Annotated in this window: 24 protein-coding genes; 10 read left to right on the top strand and 14 right to left on the bottom strand. The window is 67.4% G+C overall.

Annotated elements, in window-relative coordinates:
- The first annotated feature begins 29 nt into the window (after positions 1-29).
- The gene (gene proP / locus ACO6D5_RS08620) at positions 30-1,562 is read left to right on the top strand and encodes a glycine betaine/L-proline transporter ProP (protein WP_485825140.1); all 1,533 of its coding nucleotides are present in this window, start codon (positions 30-32) and stop codon (positions 1,560-1,562) included.
- 59 nt (positions 1,563-1,621) lie between these two features.
- The gene (locus ACO6D5_RS08615; protein WP_006224340.1) at positions 1,622-2,116 is read left to right on the top strand and encodes a hypothetical protein; all 495 of its coding nucleotides are present in this window, start codon (positions 1,622-1,624) and stop codon (positions 2,114-2,116) included.
- Positions 2,117-2,134: 18 nt separating this feature from the next.
- On the opposite strand, the gene ACO6D5_RS08610 is transcribed toward ACO6D5_RS08615, so the two are convergent.
- The 3 genes from ACO6D5_RS08610 to ACO6D5_RS08600 are packed head-to-tail and all read right to left on the bottom strand — an operon-like array spanning position 2,135 to position 4,430.
- On the bottom strand, positions 2,135-3,409 hold the full coding sequence (locus ACO6D5_RS08610) for a hypothetical protein (RefSeq protein WP_485825139.1): 1,275 nt from the start codon (positions 3,407-3,409) through the stop codon (positions 2,135-2,137).
- Between the two features lie 6 nt (positions 3,410-3,415).
- Complete coding sequence (locus tag ACO6D5_RS08605) at positions 3,416-3,913, bottom strand: DUF6882 domain-containing protein (RefSeq protein ID WP_485825138.1); 498 nt, start codon at positions 3,911-3,913, stop codon at positions 3,416-3,418.
- 43 nt (positions 3,914-3,956) lie between these two features.
- Complete coding sequence (locus ACO6D5_RS08600; protein ID WP_485825137.1) at positions 3,957-4,430, bottom strand: GNAT family N-acetyltransferase; 474 nt, start codon at positions 4,428-4,430, stop codon at positions 3,957-3,959.
- 143 nt (positions 4,431-4,573) lie between these two features.
- Between ACO6D5_RS08600 and ACO6D5_RS08595 the strand changes: the two genes are divergently transcribed.
- Positions 4,574-5,113 carry a MarR family winged helix-turn-helix transcriptional regulator gene (locus ACO6D5_RS08595; protein ID WP_485825136.1) on the top strand — a complete coding sequence of 180 codons (540 nt, stop codon included), beginning with the start codon at positions 4,574-4,576 and terminating at the stop codon, positions 5,111-5,113.
- On the top strand, positions 5,110-5,895 hold the full coding sequence (locus ACO6D5_RS08590; protein WP_485825135.1) for a DNA alkylation repair protein: 786 nt from the start codon (positions 5,110-5,112) through the stop codon (positions 5,893-5,895). Before ACO6D5_RS08595 ends, ACO6D5_RS08590 begins: the two co-directional genes overlap by 4 nt.
- Before the next feature lie 11 nt (positions 5,896-5,906).
- Here the strand turns inward: ACO6D5_RS08590 and ACO6D5_RS08585 are convergent, their stop codons facing one another.
- On the bottom strand, positions 5,907-6,656 hold the full coding sequence (locus tag ACO6D5_RS08585; RefSeq protein WP_485825134.1) for an SDR family oxidoreductase: 750 nt from the start codon (positions 6,654-6,656) through the stop codon (positions 5,907-5,909).
- A 103-nt stretch (positions 6,657-6,759) separates the two neighbouring features.
- Here ACO6D5_RS08585 and ACO6D5_RS08580 point away from each other — a divergent pair, with 103 nt between their 5' ends.
- Positions 6,760-7,677 carry a LysR substrate-binding domain-containing protein gene (locus tag ACO6D5_RS08580; protein ID WP_485825133.1) on the top strand — a complete coding sequence of 306 codons (918 nt, stop codon included), beginning with the start codon at positions 6,760-6,762 and terminating at the stop codon, positions 7,675-7,677.
- A 47-nt stretch (positions 7,678-7,724) separates the two neighbouring features.
- Here ACO6D5_RS08580 and gstA read toward each other — a convergent pair whose 3' ends face one another.
- Complete coding sequence (gene gstA, locus ACO6D5_RS08575) at positions 7,725-8,339, bottom strand: glutathione transferase GstA (protein WP_485825132.1); 615 nt, start codon at positions 8,337-8,339, stop codon at positions 7,725-7,727.
- Between the two features lie 98 nt (positions 8,340-8,437).
- On the opposite strand from gstA, the gene ACO6D5_RS08570 reads away from it, so the two are divergent.
- From ACO6D5_RS08570 to ACO6D5_RS08560, 3 genes are all read left to right on the top strand, one after another.
- Complete coding sequence (locus tag ACO6D5_RS08570) at positions 8,438-9,316, top strand: LysR family transcriptional regulator (RefSeq protein WP_485825131.1); 879 nt, start codon at positions 8,438-8,440, stop codon at positions 9,314-9,316.
- 94 nt (positions 9,317-9,410) lie between these two features.
- The gene (locus tag ACO6D5_RS08565; protein WP_485825130.1) at positions 9,411-9,839 is read left to right on the top strand and encodes a GNAT family N-acetyltransferase; all 429 of its coding nucleotides are present in this window, start codon (positions 9,411-9,413) and stop codon (positions 9,837-9,839) included.
- Between the two features lie 66 nt (positions 9,840-9,905).
- Positions 9,906-10,703, top strand: coding sequence for a DUF169 domain-containing protein (locus ACO6D5_RS08560; protein WP_485825129.1), 798 nt, complete (start codon positions 9,906-9,908; stop codon positions 10,701-10,703).
- Here ACO6D5_RS08560 and ACO6D5_RS08555 read toward each other — a convergent pair.
- Positions 10,700-11,605 (bottom strand): LysR family transcriptional regulator, encoded by a 906-nt coding sequence (locus ACO6D5_RS08555; RefSeq protein WP_485825128.1) that lies wholly within the window; start codon positions 11,603-11,605, stop codon positions 10,700-10,702. The two genes, ACO6D5_RS08560 and ACO6D5_RS08555, sit on opposite strands and share 4 nt — an antisense overlap.
- Before the next feature lie 106 nt (positions 11,606-11,711).
- On the opposite strand from ACO6D5_RS08555, the gene ACO6D5_RS08550 reads away from it, so the two are divergent.
- Positions 11,712-12,890, top strand: coding sequence for an MFS transporter (locus ACO6D5_RS08550; protein WP_485825127.1), 1,179 nt, complete (start codon positions 11,712-11,714; stop codon positions 12,888-12,890).
- Between the two features lie 88 nt (positions 12,891-12,978).
- Positions 12,979-13,647, top strand: a complete 669-nt coding sequence (locus tag ACO6D5_RS08545) for an HAD family hydrolase (protein WP_485825126.1) — start codon at positions 12,979-12,981, stop codon at positions 13,645-13,647.
- Here the strand turns inward: ACO6D5_RS08545 and ACO6D5_RS08540 are convergent, their stop codons facing one another.
- The 8 genes from ACO6D5_RS08540 to ACO6D5_RS08505 form a co-directional block, all read right to left on the bottom strand.
- A complete protein-coding gene (locus ACO6D5_RS08540; RefSeq protein WP_485825125.1) occupies positions 13,648-14,607 on the bottom strand; it encodes a DMT family transporter in 960 nt (319 codons plus the stop codon).
- 78 nt (positions 14,608-14,685) lie between these two features.
- Positions 14,686-15,555 carry an AraC family transcriptional regulator gene (locus ACO6D5_RS08535; protein WP_485825124.1) on the bottom strand — a complete coding sequence of 290 codons (870 nt, stop codon included), beginning with the start codon at positions 15,553-15,555 and terminating at the stop codon, positions 14,686-14,688.
- Positions 15,556-15,564: 9 nt separating this feature from the next.
- Positions 15,565-17,178: an EAL domain-containing protein gene (locus ACO6D5_RS08530; RefSeq protein WP_485825123.1), complete on the bottom strand. Its 1,614-nt coding sequence runs from the start codon at positions 17,176-17,178 to the stop codon at positions 15,565-15,567.
- Between the two features lie 108 nt (positions 17,179-17,286).
- The gene (locus ACO6D5_RS08525) at positions 17,287-18,585 is read right to left on the bottom strand and encodes an RNA polymerase sigma factor (protein ID WP_485825122.1); all 1,299 of its coding nucleotides are present in this window, start codon (positions 18,583-18,585) and stop codon (positions 17,287-17,289) included.
- On the bottom strand, positions 18,582-18,989 hold the full coding sequence (locus ACO6D5_RS08520) for a VOC family protein (protein WP_315845799.1): 408 nt from the start codon (positions 18,987-18,989) through the stop codon (positions 18,582-18,584). Before ACO6D5_RS08520 ends, ACO6D5_RS08525 begins: the two co-directional genes overlap by 4 nt.
- Positions 18,990-19,009: 20 nt before the next feature.
- Positions 19,010-19,537, bottom strand: a complete 528-nt coding sequence (locus ACO6D5_RS08515) for an SRPBCC family protein (protein WP_485825121.1) — start codon at positions 19,535-19,537, stop codon at positions 19,010-19,012.
- Positions 19,538-19,555: 18 nt separating this feature from the next.
- Positions 19,556-19,966 (bottom strand): YciI family protein, encoded by a 411-nt coding sequence (locus tag ACO6D5_RS08510; RefSeq protein WP_485825120.1) that lies wholly within the window; start codon positions 19,964-19,966, stop codon positions 19,556-19,558.
- Positions 19,967-20,105: 139 nt separating this feature from the next.
- A complete protein-coding gene (locus ACO6D5_RS08505; RefSeq protein WP_315845802.1) occupies positions 20,106-20,459 on the bottom strand; it encodes a YciI family protein in 354 nt (117 codons plus the stop codon).
- Positions 20,460-20,532: the final 73 nt, after the last annotated feature.

The raw sequence follows: 20,532 nt of genomic DNA, 5'->3' as shown, positions 1-20,532 counted from the left end.
ATCCTGGACGCACTACGGGAAGCTGACACATGACCTCTACACCCTCTTCATCGCAACAGGCGCGGCCATTGGAGATCGGTGACATCACCGTCATCGACAACTCCAAACTGAAGAAGGCCGTGACGGCCGCGGCGCTTGGCAACGCCATGGAATGGTTCGATTTTGGCGTGTATGGCTTCGTCGCCTTCGCCTTGGGCAAAGTCTTCTTCCCGGACGCGTCGCCCGCCGTCCAGACGATCGCCGCGCTGGGCACCTTTTCGGTGCCATTCCTGGTCCGCCCGCTGGGCGGCGTGTTCTTCGGTGTGATGGGCGACCGGTTCGGCCGGCAGAAAGTCCTTTCGCTGACCATCATCATCATGGCGATCAGCACCTTTTGCATCGGGCTGATCCCCTCCTACGCATCCATCGGCATCTGGGCGCCGATCCTGCTGCTGCTGTGCAAGCTGGCGCAGGGCTTCTCGGTGGGGGGCGAGTACACCGGGGCGGCGATCTTCGTGGCCGAGTACGCGCCCGACCGGCAGCGCGGCTTCCTGGGCAGCTGGCTGGATTTCGGATCGATCGCGGGGTTCGTGCTGGGCGCCGGGCTGGTCGTGCTGCTGCAGACGATCCTGCTTGAGCAGACCTTCCTGGACTGGGGCTGGCGCCTGCCGTTCTTCCTGGCGGGGCCGCTGGGTTTGCTGGGCCTGTATCTGCGCCACGCCGCCGAAGAGACGCCCGCGTTCACGCAACAGCTTGAAAAGATGGAGAAAGAGGACCGGGACGCCGTGCAGGAGCGGCCCACGGTGTCGTTCCGCGAGATCTTCTCCAAGTACCGCAAGGCGCTGCTGATCTGCATCGGCATGGTCCTGGTGACGAACATCACCTACTACATGCTGCTGACCTTCATGCCTACCTACCTGACGAGCAGTCTCGGGTATTCCGAAGAGCATGGGGTGCTGATCATCATCGTGGTCATGATCGGCATGCTGTTCGTGCAGCCGGTCGTCGGCTTCGCCAGCGACAAGGTGGGGCGCAAGCCCTTCCTGCTGGCGGGCAGCCTGGGCCTGCTGGTGCTGGCGGTGCCGGCCTTCAAATTCGTGGGCAGCGACAATACCGGCCTGATCTTCCTGGGGCTGCTGTTCATCGCGGTGCTGCTCAATTGCCTGACGGGCGTCATGGCCTCGACCCTGCCGGCGCTCTTTCCGACGCGGATCCGCTACAGTGCGCTGGCCAGTTCATTCAACATCGCCATCATCATCGCCGGCCTGACGCCCACGCTTGCCGCGTGGCTGGTCGAGGAAACCGGCAATCTGATGATGCCCGCCTACTACCTGATCGTCGCGGCCACCATCGGGTTGATCACTTCGTTCTTCCTGCCCGAAACGGCAAACCGGCCGCTGCGGGGCGACACGCCGAATGCGTCGAGCAAGCGTGAAGCCAAGGTGCTGCTGCAAGAGGCGTACGAGACCATCGAACAAAGCGTGCAGGACGTCGAGTCCGAGATCGCGGAGCTGGAAGAAAAACTGGAGGCCCTGCGGCAGCGACGCCAACGGCTTGCGGACCGTCATCCCTCCCTGGAATAATCGGCCGGCCCCGGGTTTCGGGGCCATGCCTATCCCGCAACCTGTCATAGAGACGACCGATGATCGCCAACATCCAGAACAAACCGAAATGGCTGTTTTCGCAATTGGGGCAGTTGGTCATCGGCGTGGGCCTGTTGGCGCTGGTCTTCAATTACGCCTATCGGTTCACGGTGGACCGGAACATCAATTCGACGGTCTTCCACGTGTCGACGGTGGTGCTGGGGCTGATCGCCTTTCTGATCATCCGCCGGGACTATGTCTTCGTGAACCGTTATGCCTTCAACGACAACGAGATCTCGGTCCACACCCTGCTGGGCGTCAAGAAAAGCTATGCCACGTCCGAGTACGAGTTCGTGCCGTCGCTGCATAAGGCCGTGAACTTGCCCGAGCAGCGCGCCGCGTTGTCGTTCTACGTGCGTAACGCCAAGACCAAGAAGAATGTCCGGAATTATTCCTGGACCGGCTTCGCGCCGGAGGATTTCCAGGCCGTTTCCCGGATGTACGGCTATCGCGGCGAGACGGACTTCAGCCAGAAGGATTTCGGCAAGCGTTGAGCCTGCCCGCCGTCTTGGCTATTCGGTGACCAGATACGCCTGGCCGCCGGGCGCCAGGTAGGGTGTCAGATCCTTGAAGGGCACCGTCGCGTGCGTGCCCAGGCAGACGCCCATCGCATGGCCGATGCCGGAAATCGACAGGGTCAGCACGCCCGGCGATTCCGTGCCCAAGGCCAGATAGCTGGGCCACAGGTCAGAGCAGCTGTCCAATGAATCGTCTTGCGCGTCGCCCTTGGTGTTGGCCCTGGCGGCGGCCAGCGGCGCGCGCGCTTTTTCCATCAACGCCAGCAGCGCGGGGCTCTCCTTGCGCCAGCCGCTTTCACCCGGAACGTAGGCGTCGAGCACGCGGTTCCAGTCCAGGTATTCGCCGCGCAGCAGATCGAAGGTGTAGGGCTCGAAATGGTTGTCGGGGTGCGCGCCGCCGCAGTACAGGCTGCCGGATTCGGTCACCGTCATCAGCGCCCTGGACAGCCATTGCACGGTGATGGCTTCGTCGTCGTAGCTGCCCAGCGTGCCGGCGGCCGGGTTGCCGTCGGTGTAGGCCGATGCCATGCAGGCCAGCGCCGCCAGGTTCATTTGCCAGTGCCGCTGTTCCAGCAGGGCGTTGACGCGTTTGGCGACTTGCGGGTCCGGGTGCCGGCTGAGCCGCGGATAACTGAATTGCGTGCGGGGGTCGCGCCACATGCGATAGGCCACCGGGCCGTTGCCGCTGTCCTGCCCGACGGGCACGGCATGGCCGGCGAGCTTCAAGGTTTCATAGGGGGCGGTCTGGGCATTGATGCCGACGTTGACGTCGATGCCGCTGCCCACGCCGCCGCTGATCGCATTGGTGACGGCCTGCACGCTGCCTGGCGCCGACGCCTCGGGGTCGTATTCGGCCACGCGGCGCAAGGTGAAGCTGCGCTGCTTGCCGGTGCGGGCGTCGGTCCATTGACCCTGGTAGCCGTCGGCGTCGCGCTTGCCTTGCCAGGTGGCCGCGGCAATCGTCGCCAGCTCGTCCGTTTCAGGATCCTTGCCGGCATCCACAAGCGCCTGGAAGGTCATCGGCTCGACCAGCGCCTGCGCCGTGCCCTTCAAGGGAATGTCGACGCCATGCTTGGGATAGAAGTAGCGGCCGGTCAGCACGCCGTTTTCCGCCGGCCGGCTATCCAGTTCCATCACCACGTCGCCCGCGCCTTGCAGCGTGCCCGTGTACACCGTGCGCGGGGCCGCGTGGGCCAGGTTGCCGGCTTGTGCCAGAAGGGCCAGCGCGACTGCGCCTAGCGTGCAACGGGGCAGACGGAAGGGGATCATGGGGGATCAGTGTTCGGATTGGCCCGATGCGGCCGACAGGCTCACTTGCCCGAACGTCATCCACACATAGGCGGTTTCGGATGCTTGTGCCCGATAGGTGCCGGTGGCCTCACCCAGGCGCATGGCAACGGCCGTGAACTCCCAGGCCAGCGCGTCGTCGCACGGGACCTTGCGGTGGGTGTAGGCGGGAAGGCCGTGCGCGCGTCCGAAGGCCAGCGCCAGCTGCGCGTGTTCGGACAGTTCGGCAGGCACGGACGGGTGGTCCCAGCCCCACAGGAAGCTGCCGTCGGCGCTGTTGGACGTGCCGACGATCTGCACGGGCGCCGTCGCGGTGATGCCGCCGGGCATTTGGAAGACGATGCTGGCGCTGTCCATGTCCACCGACCATTGCTCGGCCTCGTCCAGGTGCCAGGTGGCGCAATGGGCGCTGGTAGCGGCCTGCATCCCCTCCAGGCTCTGGGCGATGAAGGCTTGGACGTCGAAGGGCTGCGCGGTGTGGGACATGCTGAGGGGTTCCGTGAATGGGAAGTCGGAATGATAGGGCAGATCAGGCGGCCGGACGCGGCAAGGCGTAAACCGCGGTGCGGCGATCGTAGTGCCGCTCGTAGGCGCTGAAGGCGAAGCCCAGCTTCTCCAAGACGCGCACGGAAGCGTGGTTGTCGGGCCAGACCACGGCCACCAGTTCGGGGACGTCCAGCGCGCGCCAAGCGTAGTCGCACAGCTGCTGGCCCGCCAGCGTGGCGTACCCCTGGCCCCAGGCGGCACGGCACAGGCGGTAGGCCAGTTGCAGGCGACCGCCTTCCGCAAGGGGGACCAGGCTGATCCAGCCGACGGCGGCGCCGTCGACCAGTACGGTCCAATGGCCGATGTCGGAAGTCGGTTCGCGCAGCCATGCCAGCAATTCCTGGCGCCGCGCGTCGGTCGCGGGCTTGACGCCGGTGCTGTGCCGCATGACCGCGGGGTCGGCCTCCATCGCCAGGATCATGGGCACGTCGTCCGTTTGCACACGGCGAAGGGTCACGCTGGGGCGGGGGGCGGGCAGGGGAGCTAAGGGGGAGTCCGGGAGCATGCACGATGATACCGGCACGCGCGGAGCTGGTTTGCGCTTAGATGATTAGGTGCCTTACTATTTGCTCCGTTGAATCGAAGAACAGGAAACCGCCCATGCCCGACGCTGCGCGCACGCCGCCCATGCTCGAACCCAAACACCATGCGTTGCTGGACGTCGCGAAGCGCCGCGGGTTGGCGTCGGCCGGCGACATCGGGCTGTGCTTTCAGTTGCTGTCGCTGGCCAACGCCATCGACCGCGACTGCGCGGCACGGCTGGCGCCGCAGCAGTTGTCGGAAGGCAAGTTCGTGCTGCTGTTCCTGTTGCACGAGCAGGCGGCCGGCTTGTCCGCGCACCAGCTGGCGGACGGGGCGGGCGTGACGCGCGCGACCATCACCGGCCTCGTCGATGGACTGGCGCGCGACGGCTTCGTGCTGCGCGAACCCGGGCGAGAGGACCGCCGCCGGGTCATGGTGACGCTGACGGCCAAGGGCAAGTCGGTGGCGGCGAAGCTGTTCAAGGAACACACGGACTGGATCGGTTCCCTGTTCGGGGGCTTGGCCCCGTCGGATAAGGCCCGTTTGAGCGACCTGCTGGCGCGCATCTGGCATGGCACCGACACCGGCCGCTCGGCGTTGCTCAGGGGGCCGCAATGACCCGGACCGCAGCACCTGCCAAAAAGGCCACGGGCCGCGGCGTCAAGGACATCAGCGCGGCCCGCCTGGCGCAGTTGAACGCGGGCGCGCCCGCCACGACGTTGACCGAATGCCTGGCGGTGGATTTCGCGGCATTGATGCAGGCGGTTGCGCCGCAAGTGGGCGCGACAGCCATTGCGCAAATGCGCGCGCAAGCCGCGACCGGCATTTCCAAGCGCATGGCGGTAGCCGGACGCATCCTGGGCGACCACTTCGGTCCGCAGGCCGATGTGCAATTCAGGTCGCACGAATCCGACACCGTGCGCGGCTGGGCCTGCTTCCTGGTCGGCGCGTTGCCGGGCGTGTCGCTGCAAGCCCGCCTGGACCGTATCCGTCCGTTGGCGGACGACGCCCATTTCGGGGTGCGCGAGTGGGCGTGGTTGGCCGTGCGCCCGCGCTTGGCCGACGACCTGGCGGCGTCGGTACAGGCGCTTCGGCCCTGGACCCTGGACCCGTCCGAGCGCGTGCGCCGTTTCGCCAGTGAATCGCTGCGGCCGCGAGGGGTCTGGTGCGCCCACATCGCGGCGTTGAAGTCGGACCCGGCCATCGCGCTGCCGCTGTTGGAGCCCCTACGCGCCGACCCGGCGGCCTATGTGCAGGATTCGGTGGCGAACTGGCTGAACGACGCCAGCAAGGACCAGCCGGCCTGGGTGCGCGCCGTGTGCGCGCGGTGGCTGGCCGGTCAGCCCGCCGCCGCGACCGAGCGCATCTGCAAGCGCGCACTGCGTTCGGTCGGGGCGTAACCGCATCGATTTCAGAGCTGGCTCATCCCGCCGTCCACGATGATCTCGGTGCCCACGATGAAGGCGGACTCCGGCGCGGCCAGGTGCAGCACGGTGGAGGCCAGCTCCTGGGGCGTGCCGAACCGGCCCAGCGGAATCTGCGCCTGGATGCCCGCCGCGGTCTTTTCCAGCGCCTCGGCGTCCAGGCCGAGCTTGCCGTAGATGGGCGTGGAGATCGGGCCCGGGCTGACCACATTCACGCGGATGCCACGCGGCAGCAGTTCGGCCGACAAGGTCTTGGCCAAGGAAATCAGCGCGGCCTTGCTGGCGGCGTAGATGGAAGAGGCCGGCATGCCGATGTGGGCGTTGATCGATCCATTCAGCACGATGGAGGCGCCCGGGTTCAACAGCGGGTCCAAGGCCTGAAGCTGGAAGAACACGCCTTTGATGTTGGTATTGAAGGTCTGGTCCCAAAGGTCTTCGGTGGCCTCGGCCAGCGTGGCGAATTTGGCGATGCCGGCGTTCACGAACACCGCGTCCAGCCGGATGCCGGCCGTTTGCAATGCGTCGGCCAGGGCGGCAGCCGCGCCAGGCGCGCCGGCGGTGTTCTGGATGGCCACGGCACGCGCGCCCAGCGCGGCGCGGGTGGTCTCCAGGGCGGCGGCGTCGCGCCCGGTGACGATGACGCGGGCGCCCTCCGCCGCGAAAGCTTGTGCGGCCGCCAGGCCGATGCCGCTGGTGCCGCCGGTGACCAGGACGGTCTTCTGTTCAAAACGGTTCATGGTGAGCTCCTTGGGAGTCGTTCGATAAGGTGTAGCCATAGTGCGCCAGGTCAGGCGCTTTGTCGTACGATCTTCCGGACGAACACGTTCGAAGGAATCGCACATGTTGACGGTGAATGAACTGGCACTGCTGGAAGCCATCCGGGACAGCGGCAGCCTGTCGCGGGCGGCGGTGAAACTGGGGCGCGCGCCGTCTTCGGTATCGCACGCGGCCCGGCAACTGGAAGAACGGTTCGATGCGCTGCTGTTCGACCGCCGCCGCTACCGGCTGCAATTGACGCCGGCCGGCCAGTTGCTGGCGGACGAGGCGGCCCGGCTGATGCTGGACGTCTCGCGCCTGACGCAGCGCGTCAAGCAGGTGGCCAGCGGCTGGGAGGACCGGCTGCACATCGTCAGCGACGAGATCCTGGAATTCGAACTGATGTCGCCTTTGATCCAGGCGTTCGACCGCCTGGATTCCGGCGTGACGCTGCGGTTTACGCATGAAGTCCTGGGCGGCACGTGGGAAGCGCTGCGCGAAGGCCGCGCCGACCTGATCGTGGGGGCGACGAACGAACCCCAGTCTATGCCGAATCTGCAGTGGGCGGCACTGGGTGAAATGGAGTGGCTGTTTGCCGTATCGCGCCGCCATCCGCTCGCCAAGGCCAAAGCGCCCTTGCGCCAGGACCAGATCCAGCAGCATCGGGCCGTGGTGGTGGCGGATACGGCGCGCGGCGCGTCGGCGCGCGGCTATGGACGGGTGGGCGGCCAGGCGGTGCTGGCGGTGCCCAGCATGCGCGCCAAGATCCTGGCGCAGCGCGACGGCCTGGGCGTAGGCTGGGTGCCGCGCCATCGCGTGGCCTCCTTGCTGGAACGCGGTGACCTCGTGGAAAAAGCCACCGAAACGCCGCGCGAGCCCAACCTGCTGTATCTGGCGTGGCGCGGCGGCCATGAGGGCAGGGCGCTGCAATGGTGGCTGGAGGCGTTGCGCCAACCCAAGTTGGCCCAGGCCCTGATGCGCGGGATCGACGCTTTTCGTTGAGGGGCCTCCTGGTCCGTCGCCGATCGGGGATGGCCGGTGGGCCGGCGTCACGTACCGCTGGTAGCGCCTTCGGCGGCCAGGGCCGCCTGTACGCCGGGCCGCTGCGCGATGCGGGCCATATAGGCCGCAAGGGCGGGCCAGCGTGCCAGGTCGATGTCGAAGAACACCGCCCAGCGCAGCACCGTATACATATAGGCGTCAGCCACGCCGTAGCGGTCTTCGACCAAATAGCGCCGCGCGTCCAACTCGCGCGCCGTGTAGTCCAGGCGCTTTTCCAGCCGGTCCTGCCACCATCGGCGTGCCGCAGCCGGCAGGTCGCGGTTGAACAGCGGACCGAAACCGCCATGGATTTCGGTGCTGATGAAGTTCAGCCATTCCTGCAAACGGCTGCGCGCCCAACTGCCATTGGGCGGGGCCAGGCCGGCTTCAGGCTTGAGGTCGGCCAGATACTGGACGATGGCCGGTCCTTCGGTCAGCACCTGTCCGTCGCCGCGTTCAAGGGCCGCGACATACCCCTTGGGATTGATCTTCAGGAAGTCGCCGCCATCGGCGGTGCGTTTCGTCTTGTTGTCCACGCGCACCAGCGTGAAGGGCAGGTCAAGTTCGCGCAGCACGATGTGCGGCGACAGCGAACACGTGTCGGGTGCGTAATACAGCTTCATCGGTCAGTCCTGGAGTCAACAAGACGCCCAGCTTGAGGCCATGCCAGGTATGCGTAAAATTACTTTTCCATAAATGTGAAATAAGTAAAGCTAATGCCATGATGAACCTGATGCATTGGCGGCTGGTGCTGGCGGTGGTGGACGCCGGCAACATCACGCACGCCGCGGCCCAGGTGGGCATGACCCAGTCCGGCGCCAGCCAGGCGATCGCGCAGTTGGAAGACACGCTGGGCGCGCCGCTCTTTACGCGTGAACGCCGGCAGACCGTCCCGACCGCGCTGGGGCTGCGCGTGGCGGATGAAGCCCGCGCCATGCTGGGCGCGCTGCATCGCATCCAGGCGCTATCGCGCGAGGCGAGCGGCGCCGAAGGCGGCACGCTGCGGCTGGCCAGTTTCCCGATGGTGTTCTCGACCGTGCTGCCGCCGGTGCTGCGGCGTTTCCGGCAGCTGCACCCGGCCATCGAGGTGGTGTCGCTGGAGGCGACCGACGACGAAGTCGAAACCCTGCTGGCTGCCGGCACCGTGGACGTGGGCGTCGTGCTGAATGCCGCGCCGGGCAGGCCGGTATGCCCGCTGGGGCAAGACGAATGGATGGCCGTGCTGCCTGCCGCCCATCGGCTGGCGCGCGCGGGCAGCGCCATCGACTTGGCAGCGCTGGTGGCCCAGCCCTTCGTGCTGGCCACGGGCGGCTGCAGCGTGCATGCGCAAAGCCTGGCGGCGGATGCCGGCCTGGCCATTGCGGACGTGCGCGCCTCGGTGCGGGACTGGAGCAGCGCGTTCGCGCTTGTCCGTGAAGGCCTGGGCGTGACATTGGTGCCCGCGCTGACCTTGCCTGAGAACCGCCGCGGCCTGCGGGTGTTGCGGCTGGCGTCGCCGCTGTACCGGTCATTCGGCCTGGCGGCCTCGGCGCAGGCGGTCGGCAGCCCGTCGGTCCGGGCGCTGTTCAGCATGTTGCAGCGGGATGACAAGGCGGGGTAGCCAGGGCAGGCGGACGTGGCGCGCTTGTCATGGCGCGGACACGGCGCTGTCATACGCTGTCGCGCTTTCTAGCAGACATCGACGGGAAGCCACCATGCAGATACGCACCGCCACTTCCGAGGACAGCGCCGCCATCGCGGCATTGTTGACGCAATTGGATTACCCCGGCACCGCGCCTTTCATGCCGCAGAAGATCGCGCAACTGACCGTTCACCCCGATGCGCGGCTGCTGGTCGCCGAAGACGAGGCCGGCCAGTTGCTGGGCTTCATCGGATTGCATTTCATGGTCCAGCTGGCGCTGCCCGGCGATTTCTGCCGCATCACGTATTTCTGCGTCAGCGATCAGGCGCGTAGCGCAGGCGTGGGGCGGCGGCTGGAAGCGGCGGCCGAGGACGAAGCGCGCGCACGCGGCTGCGACCGCATCGAAGTGCATTGCCACGAACGCAGGACGGATGCGCACCGGTTCTACTACCGGCAGGGGTATGAAGAGTCACCGAAGTATTTGATGAAGCGGGTGTCGTAATCCGTAAAATCCGTCCTAAGGCATCCAACGCGGCATCCGTCGCGCACAACAGTCCAAAGGACGGGAATGGAAGAGACAACGCAAGACACGCCCCTTGACTGGGCGTCGCTGGTCGACGACCTGAACAAGCTGCTGCGGTTGAAGACCACGGTCATCGGCATGAAGCTGTTCGAGGACGAGGCTGCCATGGCGGCGGTGAAGGGCTTGCGGCGCCCGCAGGCCACGCATACGACCGACCAGATCGTCGGGATGGCGGCGCGGCTGGGTTGGACGGTGGGCATTACGGGCGACGACCTGGTGGGGTCGCAATGCCGCGCGGTGGTGGGCCTGGGACCGCAGGACGAAGCCTGGAAAAGCGGCAAGGACTACGTGGGCGTATGGCATGCGACAGACGCCGATGCGCGGGCGCGCCAGGAGGCCTTGTCCTGTGTGCCGGCGGGCAAGTACCGGGGGCTGGTGGTGTCGCCCTTGGCCTCGGGCCGGCTGGACCCGCCCGACATCTGCCTGGTGTACGCCACCCCGGGTCAAATGATCATTCTGATCAATGGCTTGCAGTGGAAGAACTATCGGCGGTTCGATTGGAGCGTGGTCGGCGAGACGGCCTGTGCGGACTCATGGGGCCGGGCGCTGGCCACGGGCGAACCCAGCTTGTCCTTGCCCTGTTTCGCCGAACGCCGCTATGGCGGCGTGCCCGACGAAGAAATGCTGATGGCGCTGCCGCCGCGTTATCTGCCGGTGGCGATCGCCGGTATGAAGGCGTTGGCAGCCAATGGGTTGCGATATCCGATCGCGCCTTACGGTATCCAGAACGACGTGCGCGCGGGCATGGGCGTGAGCTATGCGCAATCGCCCAAGAAGGCCTAGCCGGCGTCGCGCAGCGCGGTCGCCAGCGCGCGCGCCGCGGGCCCCAAAGGCAGGTCGATGCGATGCGCCAGATAGGTTTCGGTGGCGACCTGGCTGGCGCGGCCCAGGCTGTCCGTGGGCAGGCGCAGCAAGCGGCCTTCGGCCAGGTCGCGTTCCACCAGCCACAGCGGCAGGCGGCCCCAGCCCACCCCCGCCAGGATCAGCGCATGCTTGGTGTCCTGGCCGCTGACGCGGCACGTCTGCGGCGACAGCACCGCGAAATCGCGCCCTTCGGTCAGGGTGGACGGGTCCGACTGCACGATCTGCAGGTGGTCGGCCAGTTCGGGCGTGCCCAGCGCGGCGTCGGACCGGGGGCGCCGCGCCAGGGGATGGCCGGCGCTGACCACGGCGACCATCTGCACCGAGGACAGCGCCTGCACGGCGATGCGCGGATGGCGGAAATGCTCGCCGGCGATGATGCCCAGGGTATGGCTGCCAGTCAGCAGCGCATCGATCGGGCCGCCCAGCGGAAGCACGGACACGCGGGTGGCGACGGTCGGGTACGCGGCACGCATGGCGTTCAACGCAGCACCGACCGCGGCGATGGGAAAGAGCGTGTCGACGACGAGCGACAGCTCCAGCTCGACGCCTTCGCCCAGGCCTTGCGCTCGGGCGCGCAGGGCGTCCACACGCAGCAGGATGTCGCGGGCGTTGGCCAGCAGCGCGTGACCTTGCGGCGTCATGACAGGCCGGCGGCCGCCGCGGTCGAACAGCGTCACGCCCAGTTGTCCTTCCATGTTGGCGATGGCGTGGCTGACCGCCGACTGCACGCGGGACAGGCGGCGCCCGGCCGCGCGGAAGCTGCCGGTGTCGGCCACGGCGGCGAACACGCGCAGCTGGTCCAAGGTGAGCGCGTCTATCATCTTGCGTCTGATCTATCCAGTCGATCGGTTTCTTCAAAAGATTATCACTTATCAAGATCGTTTCCCGCAGGCATGCTGTCGGGATCGCATGGGAAGAGAGGCGGGAATGAACCAGGTTGAAACGCGTTGGGCCGGGGTGCTGGCCATCGTGGGCGCGGGCGTGGTGGCGTCGCTGCAGGTGGGCAAGGTCATCATCGCCGCGCCGTTGCTGCGCCAGGACATGGGGCTGGACCTGGCCTCCATCGGCACTCTGACTGCCGTGTTTTCGATCCTGGGCGTGATCGGCGGGATTGCGGCCGGCGGGGTGATCGCCCGCTTCGGCGCGCGGCGCATGTTGTTGCTGGGCTTGGCGGCGACGGCGTTGGGCACGGCGGCGGGCGCCACGGCGCCCGGTTACGGCGTCCTGCTGGCATCCCGGGTGATCGAAGGCCTGGGTTTCCTGATGATCACGGTGGCAGGTCCCGCGGCCCTGCAGCGCATGGTGTCGGCGTCCAACCGGGATTTCGCCTTTGCGCTCTGGAGCTGCTACATGCCCGCCGGCATGGCTATCGCGATGCTGGCGTCGCAGGCGTTCGACCACTGGCAGGCGTACTGGTGGTGCGCCGGCGCGGCGGTGGTGGTGGCGCTGGCCTGCGTGGCGGCGCTGGCGCCGGCCACGCCCGGCACCGCCAGCCTGTCCTGGGGCGGCCTGCGGCAAGACACCGCCGATACGCTGGGGGCGGCGGGGCCCGTGCTGTTGGCGCTGTCGTTCACGTTGTACAGCCTGATGTTCTTCGCGCTGTTCACGTTCCTGCCGGTGCTGCTGATGGAGCAGTTGGGGCTGACGCTGGCGAAGGCCGGCCTGTACAGCGCGATTGCAAGCGCCGCCAACATCATCGGCAACCTTGGCGCGGGCATGCTGCTGGCGCGGGGCTGGCGGCGGTCTACGCTGATCGCCTGCGCCAGCGTGACGATGGGCGTGGTGGCGCTGCTGATCTTCCGCTCGGTCTTGCCGGCGATGCCCACCTTCCTGCTGTGCGTGCTGTTTTCGGCGGTGGGCGGCCTGATCCCCGCGACCTTGCTGGGCACCGCGCCGCTGGTGGCGCCGCGTCCGGCGTTGACGGCAGCGTCGGTCGGCCTGGTCATGCAGGGCAGCAACCTGGGGCAGGTCATCGGCCCGGTCACCGTGGGCGGCGTGATCGACCGCTACGGCTGGGCGTCGGCGTCCTACGTCGTGCTGGCGGCCGGCCTGGGCGGGCTGCTGATCGCAATTTGCCTCGGCCGGGTGCGCGCGGCGCGTCTGTAGCCCCCCAAGCACGCCATCCGCCGCATGGCGGTTGGCGGACCGTCATGAAGCAGGCCTATCATGGAGGTCGATTCTGTCTGGAGCCGCCATGCATACGCCTGCCCCCCGCCTCGTCATCTTCGATTGCGACGGCGTTCTGATCGATAGCGAAATCATTGCGGCGCGCGCCCAGTCGCGCGCGCTGGCCGAACACGGCATCGCCATCACCCCGGAAGACGCCGCCCGCCGCTTCGCCGGCATCCCCGACGCCGACATGTGGCAGACGCTGCAAACCGAGAATGCCTGCACCTTGCCCGAGGGCTTTGCGCGGCAGTACGCGGATCGTCTGGAAAGCACTTTCCGCCAGGAACTGCGAGCCTTGCCCCACGTGCACGAGACCCTGGCCACGCTACGGGCGCGCGGACTGGAGATCTGCGTGGCATCCAGCAGCACGCCGCCGAAACTCGAGGCCGCGTTAAAGCTGGTGGGCCTGTGGGACGCGTTCGCGCCCAACGTGTTCAGCACGGCGCAGGTGGCCAAAGGCAAACCCGCGCCGGACGTCTTCCTGTTCGCGGCGCGCCAGATGCGCACCGCCATTCTGGACTGCGTGGTGGTGGAAGACAGCGTGCCCGGCGTGCGCGCCGCCCGCGCCGCACGCATGCGGGCGGTGGGTTACGTGGGCGCGTCCCACAACGGGCCGGACCAGCGCCAGCGCTTGCTGGACGAAGGCGCGTCCGACGTGATCGACGACCTGAGCCAGTTGCCGGGCTTGCTGTAGTCAGGCGGCCGCGGCAACGGGTTCGGGTTTGACGCGCACCGCGCGCAGCACGCCGACCACCAGCAAGGCGATGCCCGCCATCGTCAGCGGTTCAGGCATCGTGCCGCGCAGGATGAATGCGTAGGCCAGGGCGGCCAGCGTTTCAAACACGATCAACTGGCCGGCCAGCGCGGTGGGCAGCCGCTGGCTGGCCTCGTTCCAGCACAGGGTGCCCAGCCAGGACGCGAACAGGCCGATGATGACCATCAGGCCCAAAAAAACTTCCGGACGCGGTCCCAGCGGCATGGCGAAGCCGCTGCCTGCCACGGCCATGCCGCCCCATAGCGCGGCGTAGCCCGCCAGCGCCAGGGGCAGGGTGGCCACGCCCTGGGCAGTGGCCCAGGTGCTGGGACTGCGGTCGGGATGCGCCCGCAGCCAGTCGGCATTGCGCAGCGGATACCAGGTCCAGCACGCGACGGCGGCCAGCGCCAGCGCCGCGCCGATGGCGTAGCGGCCCAGGTCCGCGTCGGCGTCCAGGCGCAGCGCGTCAAGCTCCACCTTGTTGACGCAACCGATACCCAGCGCGATCAGCGCCAGCGAGGGCGCCAGGCGTTTCCACGGCAGCCTGCCGTCGCGGCGCGCGTTGCGCAGGTTGGCGCACACGGCGATCACCACGGGCAGCGTGCCGATGATCATGGTGGGAACAGGGCCGCCCGCGCGCTGGATGGCGCTGGCCAGGCACAGGTAGTACAGCAGGTTGCCGATGGCGGCCAACTTCAGGGCTTCAATCCAGTCGGCGCGGGTCAAGAGCCGCAGGCGATGGCGGTCCAGCCAGGCAAGCGGCAACGCAATCAGGCCGAACGCCAGGTAGCGCGCCACGGATTGCAGCGCGGCCGGGTATTCGGGCAACAGCAGCGGCCCCACGAATACCAGCCCCCACATCAGGCCGGCGGCCAGGGCATAAAGGGTTCCCGCCCACATACATTGCTCCAGGTATCAATGCGGGCAGTCTAGCCAGCGGCGGGCGGGCCGGTCTTGTACCAGATTGCGGTGCGCCGGCTAGCCGCGGACCTGCTTCTGGTAGCGGGCGGGGGTGACGCCGTAGCGGCGCGAGAATGCGCGGGTCAGGTGCGCCTGATCGGTCAGGCCGGCGGCCAGCGCCACCTGGGCGGGCGTGATGCCGGCGGCCAGCAGGCGCTTGGCTTCGAACAGCCGCAAGGCCATCAGCATCTGTTGCGGCGTGGCGTGGTGCTGCGCCTGGAAGCGGCGCAGGAAGTGGAACGGGCTCAGCCCCGCCACCGCCGCGAGTTCGTCCAGCGTCAGGCGGCGTGACAGATGGGCGCGCAGGTAGTCGATGACGGGCGCAAAGCGCAGTGCGCCTTCGTCCGGCGCGCCCCGGGGCACTTGCGCGTGCCGGCGGAATTCGCCCAGCAGCAGAAACAGGGCGCTGTCGAAAGCCAGCGGTTCGCGCGCCTGCCACAAGGTGTCGAGCAGGGCGGTGACGCGCTGCGCGCCGGCGCTGTCGTGGCCGACGGCGGTGTCGAACCACCAGCCGGACTCCCCGGTGACGCGCGCCACGACGTCCGGGTCGATATAGGCCATGCGGTAACGCCAGCCGGATTCGGTTTCCGCGCGGCCGGTGTGCAGTTCGTCCGGATTCATCAGCACGACCGACCCCGAGGGCGCCAGGTGGTCTTCGCCCCGGTAACGGAAGCGTTCCACCCCGGACTCGATGGCGCCCAGGCCATAGGCTTCATGCGTGTGGGGTTCGAAGGCATGCCGCACGATGTGCGCGCGGTACAGCTCTACGCCGGGCTGATGTGCCGCATGGCGGAATTCGGCGCGGTCATTGGGATGGTCGAACGCCGCCGGCACGCCCGCCAGGAGGGGCGCGCCCGGCTCGTTAGCGGCGGCGGAATCGGTACGCATGTCTGGGATTTAAGCACGCCGGGTGGGCCCCAGGAAGGTCGTGGCATCCGGGGAAGGCAGACCTTGCCCGGCACGCGCCGCGAATTCGCGCAGCTTCTGGATGCTCATGGGGCGGCCGAACAGCCAGCCCTGGGCGTACTGCACGCCGCGCGCTTGCAGGATGTTGCGCTGCGCCTCGGTTTCCACCCCTTCGGCGACCATCTGCAAACCCAGCGAGCGCGCCAGTTCGATGATGTGGAATGTCACCAGGCTGGTGGGCGCGTCGGTGCCCAGCGTGTCCACGAACATCTTGTCGATCTTCAGGAAGTCCAGTTCATACGTGGCCAGGTACGACAGGCTGGAGTGCCCCGTGCCGAAGTCGTCGATCGCCACGCGGAATCCGCCCGCGCGCACCGCCAGGAGCGCGCCGCGCGCTTTCTCGGGGGCGATCAGCCCGCGCTCGGTGATTTCCAGCACCAGGCTGCCGGGCCGCATGCCCGCCTGCCGCACCAGATCGGTCATCCGTGTGTCGACGCCGCCGGCATGCAGGTCGTCGGAAGACAGGTTGATGGAGATGTGCAAGCGCGGGTTGCCTCGGAGCAGTCCGCCGGCGTCGCGAACGACGATCTCCATCACCTTCGAGGTGATCCGCTGGATCATGCCATTGGCCTCGGCAAGCGGGATGAAGACGCTGGGGCTGATCAGCGCGCCATTTCCATTGCGCCACCGCGCCAGCGCTTCGGCGCCGACGCACCGGCCGTCGCGCAGGTCAATGATGGGCTGGTATTCCACGAAGAACTCGTCGCGTTCGAACGCGGCTTGCAGTTCGCCAGTCAACGACATGCGGCGGTGCGCGACGACGGCGACTGCCCAGGTCAGCAACGCGCCCAGGATCAGGCCGACGGGTCCCAGGACATATGCCGAGCGCCGCACGTGCGCCTGCACCAGCGACGATGGCATGGCCGCCAGCGCGGCGCTGTCGGTGGCGACGGACGGCTGGATCACCACGAAGTAGCCCTCGTCCTCGAATTGGACGGGCAGGCCCTGGTAGCGGCGGACCCAGTCGTCGCGGATGACGCCGCGGCGTCCCAGGATCCGATGCTGCCCGCCCGTGAAGAATGCCAGGGAAACCGGGGAATCCCGGTTCAGCAGGTCGATCGCCAGGTCGGGGTAGGCCAGGGCCGCGTAGCCGTCGCGCCCCAGCACGCTGAAGGAGTGGCCGGGCAGGTTGGGCAATTCGATCCCGCTCCAGAAGCGCAGGCCGTACGGCCGGTTGCCGTCGGGTTTGCCCAGATTGATAGGCAGGTCCTGATTGCCCAGCGTGGAGCACACCAGCGCGTCGTTCTCCAGGCGTCCCATGCCCGCCACGTGGCTGAAGGCTGCCGACAGGATGCCCATGCGCGTCAATTGTTCCGCGGAACAGGGCGGCTCGGCGGAATTGCTGTTCAACGCGGTGATCGCGTCGCTGATCTGCAGGCGGGCGTTGTCGGCCCGGTGCAGCACGTCGTCCGCCATGTCGTGCAGGGTGGCCAGGGCATCTTCGCGGCCCTGTGTCTGCGCCAGGTACAGCGACAGCGAAAAGGGCACGAGCAGAGCCAACACCCCGATTGTGGACGCCAGTAGCACCGTGCCAGTCTTGTTCATGCGACGCTCCGCCCATGTCAGTTTCGCGCTTCGGACGAGCCTACTCCTGGCCGCGAGCGCCGGGGCGCGCATTGACAATCTTTGACAGTGGCCGGGAACGCCGATGCGTCAGCCCTTGGCCGGGGGCGAACGTTGCGCCTGCATCTGGGCGGCGCGCGCCAGCAGCAATTCCCGTTCGCGGGTGTTGCGCGTCATGCCGGCGGCGCGCTCGAATTCGGCATAGGCCTCGGCGTGGCGGCCAAGCTTGGCGAGCAGGTCGCCGCGCACGCTGGGCAACCAATGGTAGTTGGCCAATGCCGGGTCGGCCGACAACGCGTCGACCAGTTCCAGCCCGGCTTGCGGACCGAATGCCATGCCCACGGCGACGGCGCGGTTCAACGCCACCACGGGCGACGGCATCACCTGGGCCAGCGCGTCGTAGAGCGCGACGATGCGCGGCCAATCGGTTTCCGGCGGCGTGCGCGCGCGCGCGTGGCAGGCGGCCAGCTCCGCTTGCAGCGCATAAGCGCCTAACGCGCCGCCTTGGGCGGCTGAGCGCGCCAACGCCGCCAATCCGCGCCGGATCAGCAAGGGATCCCAGCGGCCGCGGTCCTGCTCCATCAACAGCACGGGGCGGCCTTGCGCATCGGTGCGCGCAGGCAGGCGGGACGCCTGCAGCTCCATCAACGCCACGAGGCCATGTGCTTCGCCTTCGCCGGGGGCCAACTCGGCCAGGATGCGGCCCAGGCGCAGCGCTTCGTCGCAAAGCGCCGGGCGCATCCAGTCGTCGCCCGAGGTCGCTGAATAGCCTTCGTTGAAAATCAGGTAAATGACTTCCAGCACGGAGGCGAGCCGGGGGCCACGGTCCTGTTCTCGCGGAACCTCAAAGGGCACCTTGGCCGCCGTCAGGCTGCGCTTGGCGCGCACGATGCGCTGGGCGATCGTGGACTCCGACGCCAGGAACGCGCGGGCGATCTCTGCCGTGGACAGACCGCCCAGCAACCGCAGCGTGAGCGCCACGCGCGCCTCGGTCGACAGCACCGGATGGCAGGCGGTGAAGACCAGGCGCAGCAGGTCGTCGCCGATATCGTCCTGGCGCGCGGCATCCAGCGCGTCCACGAAGTCGGGTTCCACGTCGGCCTGCAAGGCCTCCAGTTCATGGCCGATCTGATCGTGCTTGCGGGTGTGCAGCGCGTCCAGGCGCAAGCGGTCGCGGGCGCGGTTCTTTGCGGTGGTCATCAGCCACGCTCCCGGGTTGTCCGGCACACCCGTGTCGGGCCAGCGTTCAAGGGCGGCCACCAACGCGTCCTGCGCCAGCTCTTCGGCCACGCCGACGTCGCGCACCAGCCGCGCGACGCCGGCGATGACGCTGGCGGCCTCAATCCGCCAGACTGCCTCGATAGCCCGATGGGTCGCCGTCTGGCTCATGCGCCGGCCGCTTCGCCGGGGACCATGTGCACCAGTTCCCAGATGTGGCCGTCCAGGTCTTCGAAGCCATGGCCGTACATGAACCCATGGTCTTGCGGGGCACGCGGCGCGGTGCCGCCGGCGGCCACCGCCCGGGCGACCAGGTCATCGACTTCGGCGCGGCTTTCGCAAGACAGGCAGATCAGCACTTCGGTGGCGCGGGTCGCGTCGACCAGCGGCTTGCCGGTGAAGCCCTGGAAGAAGTCCTTGGTCAGCAGCATGGCGTAGATGTCGTCGCTGATGACCATGCAGGCGCCTTGGTCGTTGGTGAACTGCGGATTGAAGGTGAACCCCAGGCTCTTGAAGAAGGCTTGGGATTTCTGCATGTCGCCGATGGCGAGGTTGACGTAGATCTGCTTGTGCATGTCCGTGCTCCGGTGTGGGCCTAGCGCCTTTCGGCCAAGGCCTTGAGATTGGTGAGGCCGTCTTCAAAATCCTGTCCGACCATGCGGTCCATATTGAAGAAGATGTGCATCAGTTTGGCAACGAAGTTCAGCCGGCCTTCCATGAGCCAGGCGACGCGCGTGCCGTCGCCGGCCGGCGTCAGGCTGAAGGTCACCTGATTGACGGCCGAAAACGGCTTGACGAAGGTCAGGCGCATCTTGACGGCCGTGTCTGGTTGCGCCGACTCGATGCGCATTTCCCCCACGCCGACTTTGTCGCTTTCCCAAGCGTACGTCGCACCCGGGCCGACGGTAGTCGCGCCGTAGCTGCCTTTGATCGCGGGATCCTTCTTCTCGTACGGGTTCCAGGTATTGAATGCGCGCAGATCGTTGATCAGGGGGAACAGCCGGTCGGGTGGGGCCTGGATCTGTGCGCTGCGTTCAACTCGGAACGTGTCGGGCCGCGTGGCGGCATAGGCCAGCAGCAGGACGAGGGCGGCCAGGACGATCAGCAACAAGGTTTTCAGCATGGCGGGATTCCGAGCGGCTCAGTGGCTGACGCCGGGGATGTCGCGAAAGCGTTCCACGGCCTTGCTGGGGCCGAAGTCTTCCAGTTCGAACAATTGGCGTACTTCGATGGCGCAGGGCTGGCCGGTGAACGGCTCCGGAAAGCGCAGGGCCCATTGCATGGCTTCTTCGCGCGAACGCACCTGGATCATGGTGTAGCCGGCGATCAATTCCTTGGTTTCGGCAAAGGGCCCGTCCACCACCTTGCGCTGGCCGCCTTCGTATTCCACCCGCCATCCTTTGGACGACGGTTGCAGGCCGCTGGCGTCCAACAGCACGCCGGCCTTGGCCAGTGCTTCGTGATAGGTCGCCATTGCGGCAAGCAGGCTTTCTTCCGGCATCACGCCGGCTTCGCTGTCGGGCGTGGCCCGCACGATGATCATGAATCGCATCTGAGTCTCTCCTTGAGGTTGGACATCGCAGCCCGCGTTTCCGTCGGAAACTCCGGGCTTGTACTGGCACGACGAACGGCGAGACGTCAGATCGACAAAGAATTTGCGGGCCTAGGGTAAGTACCAGGTCCCCGGGGAGTTACATGAAGCACGGCCCCAGTTCGCGCACCTCGACGGTCGCCCATTGCGCCGCCGGGCATTCTGCGGCCAGGGCCAGCGCCTCTTCGCGGGTGTCGCACGTCAGCAGGAAGAACCCGCCGATCATTTCCTTGGCCTCGGCGTACGGCCCGTCCACCAGCGAGCGTTCACCGTCGCGGATCTGCAGCCGCACGCCTTCGGACTCCGATTTCAGGGATTCGGCTTGCGTCAGCAGACCGCGCGCCTTCAGGCCTTCGGCGTAGCGCACCATCTGCGCGTAGGCGTCGCGGCCTTCCTCGGGGGTACGCTGGGCGCGCTGGCCCACGGGTTCAACGATCAGCAGCAGGTAGGACATGGGCGAGGGTTCCGGTTCGGCTCACGATTGTGGATCCCGAAAGCTTACGTGAGTCTTCCTGGAAAATCGATTC

It is taken from the genome of Achromobacter sp. (genome assembly GCF_057314935.1).
This window is presented reverse-complemented; position numbering and strand designations above follow the sequence as displayed.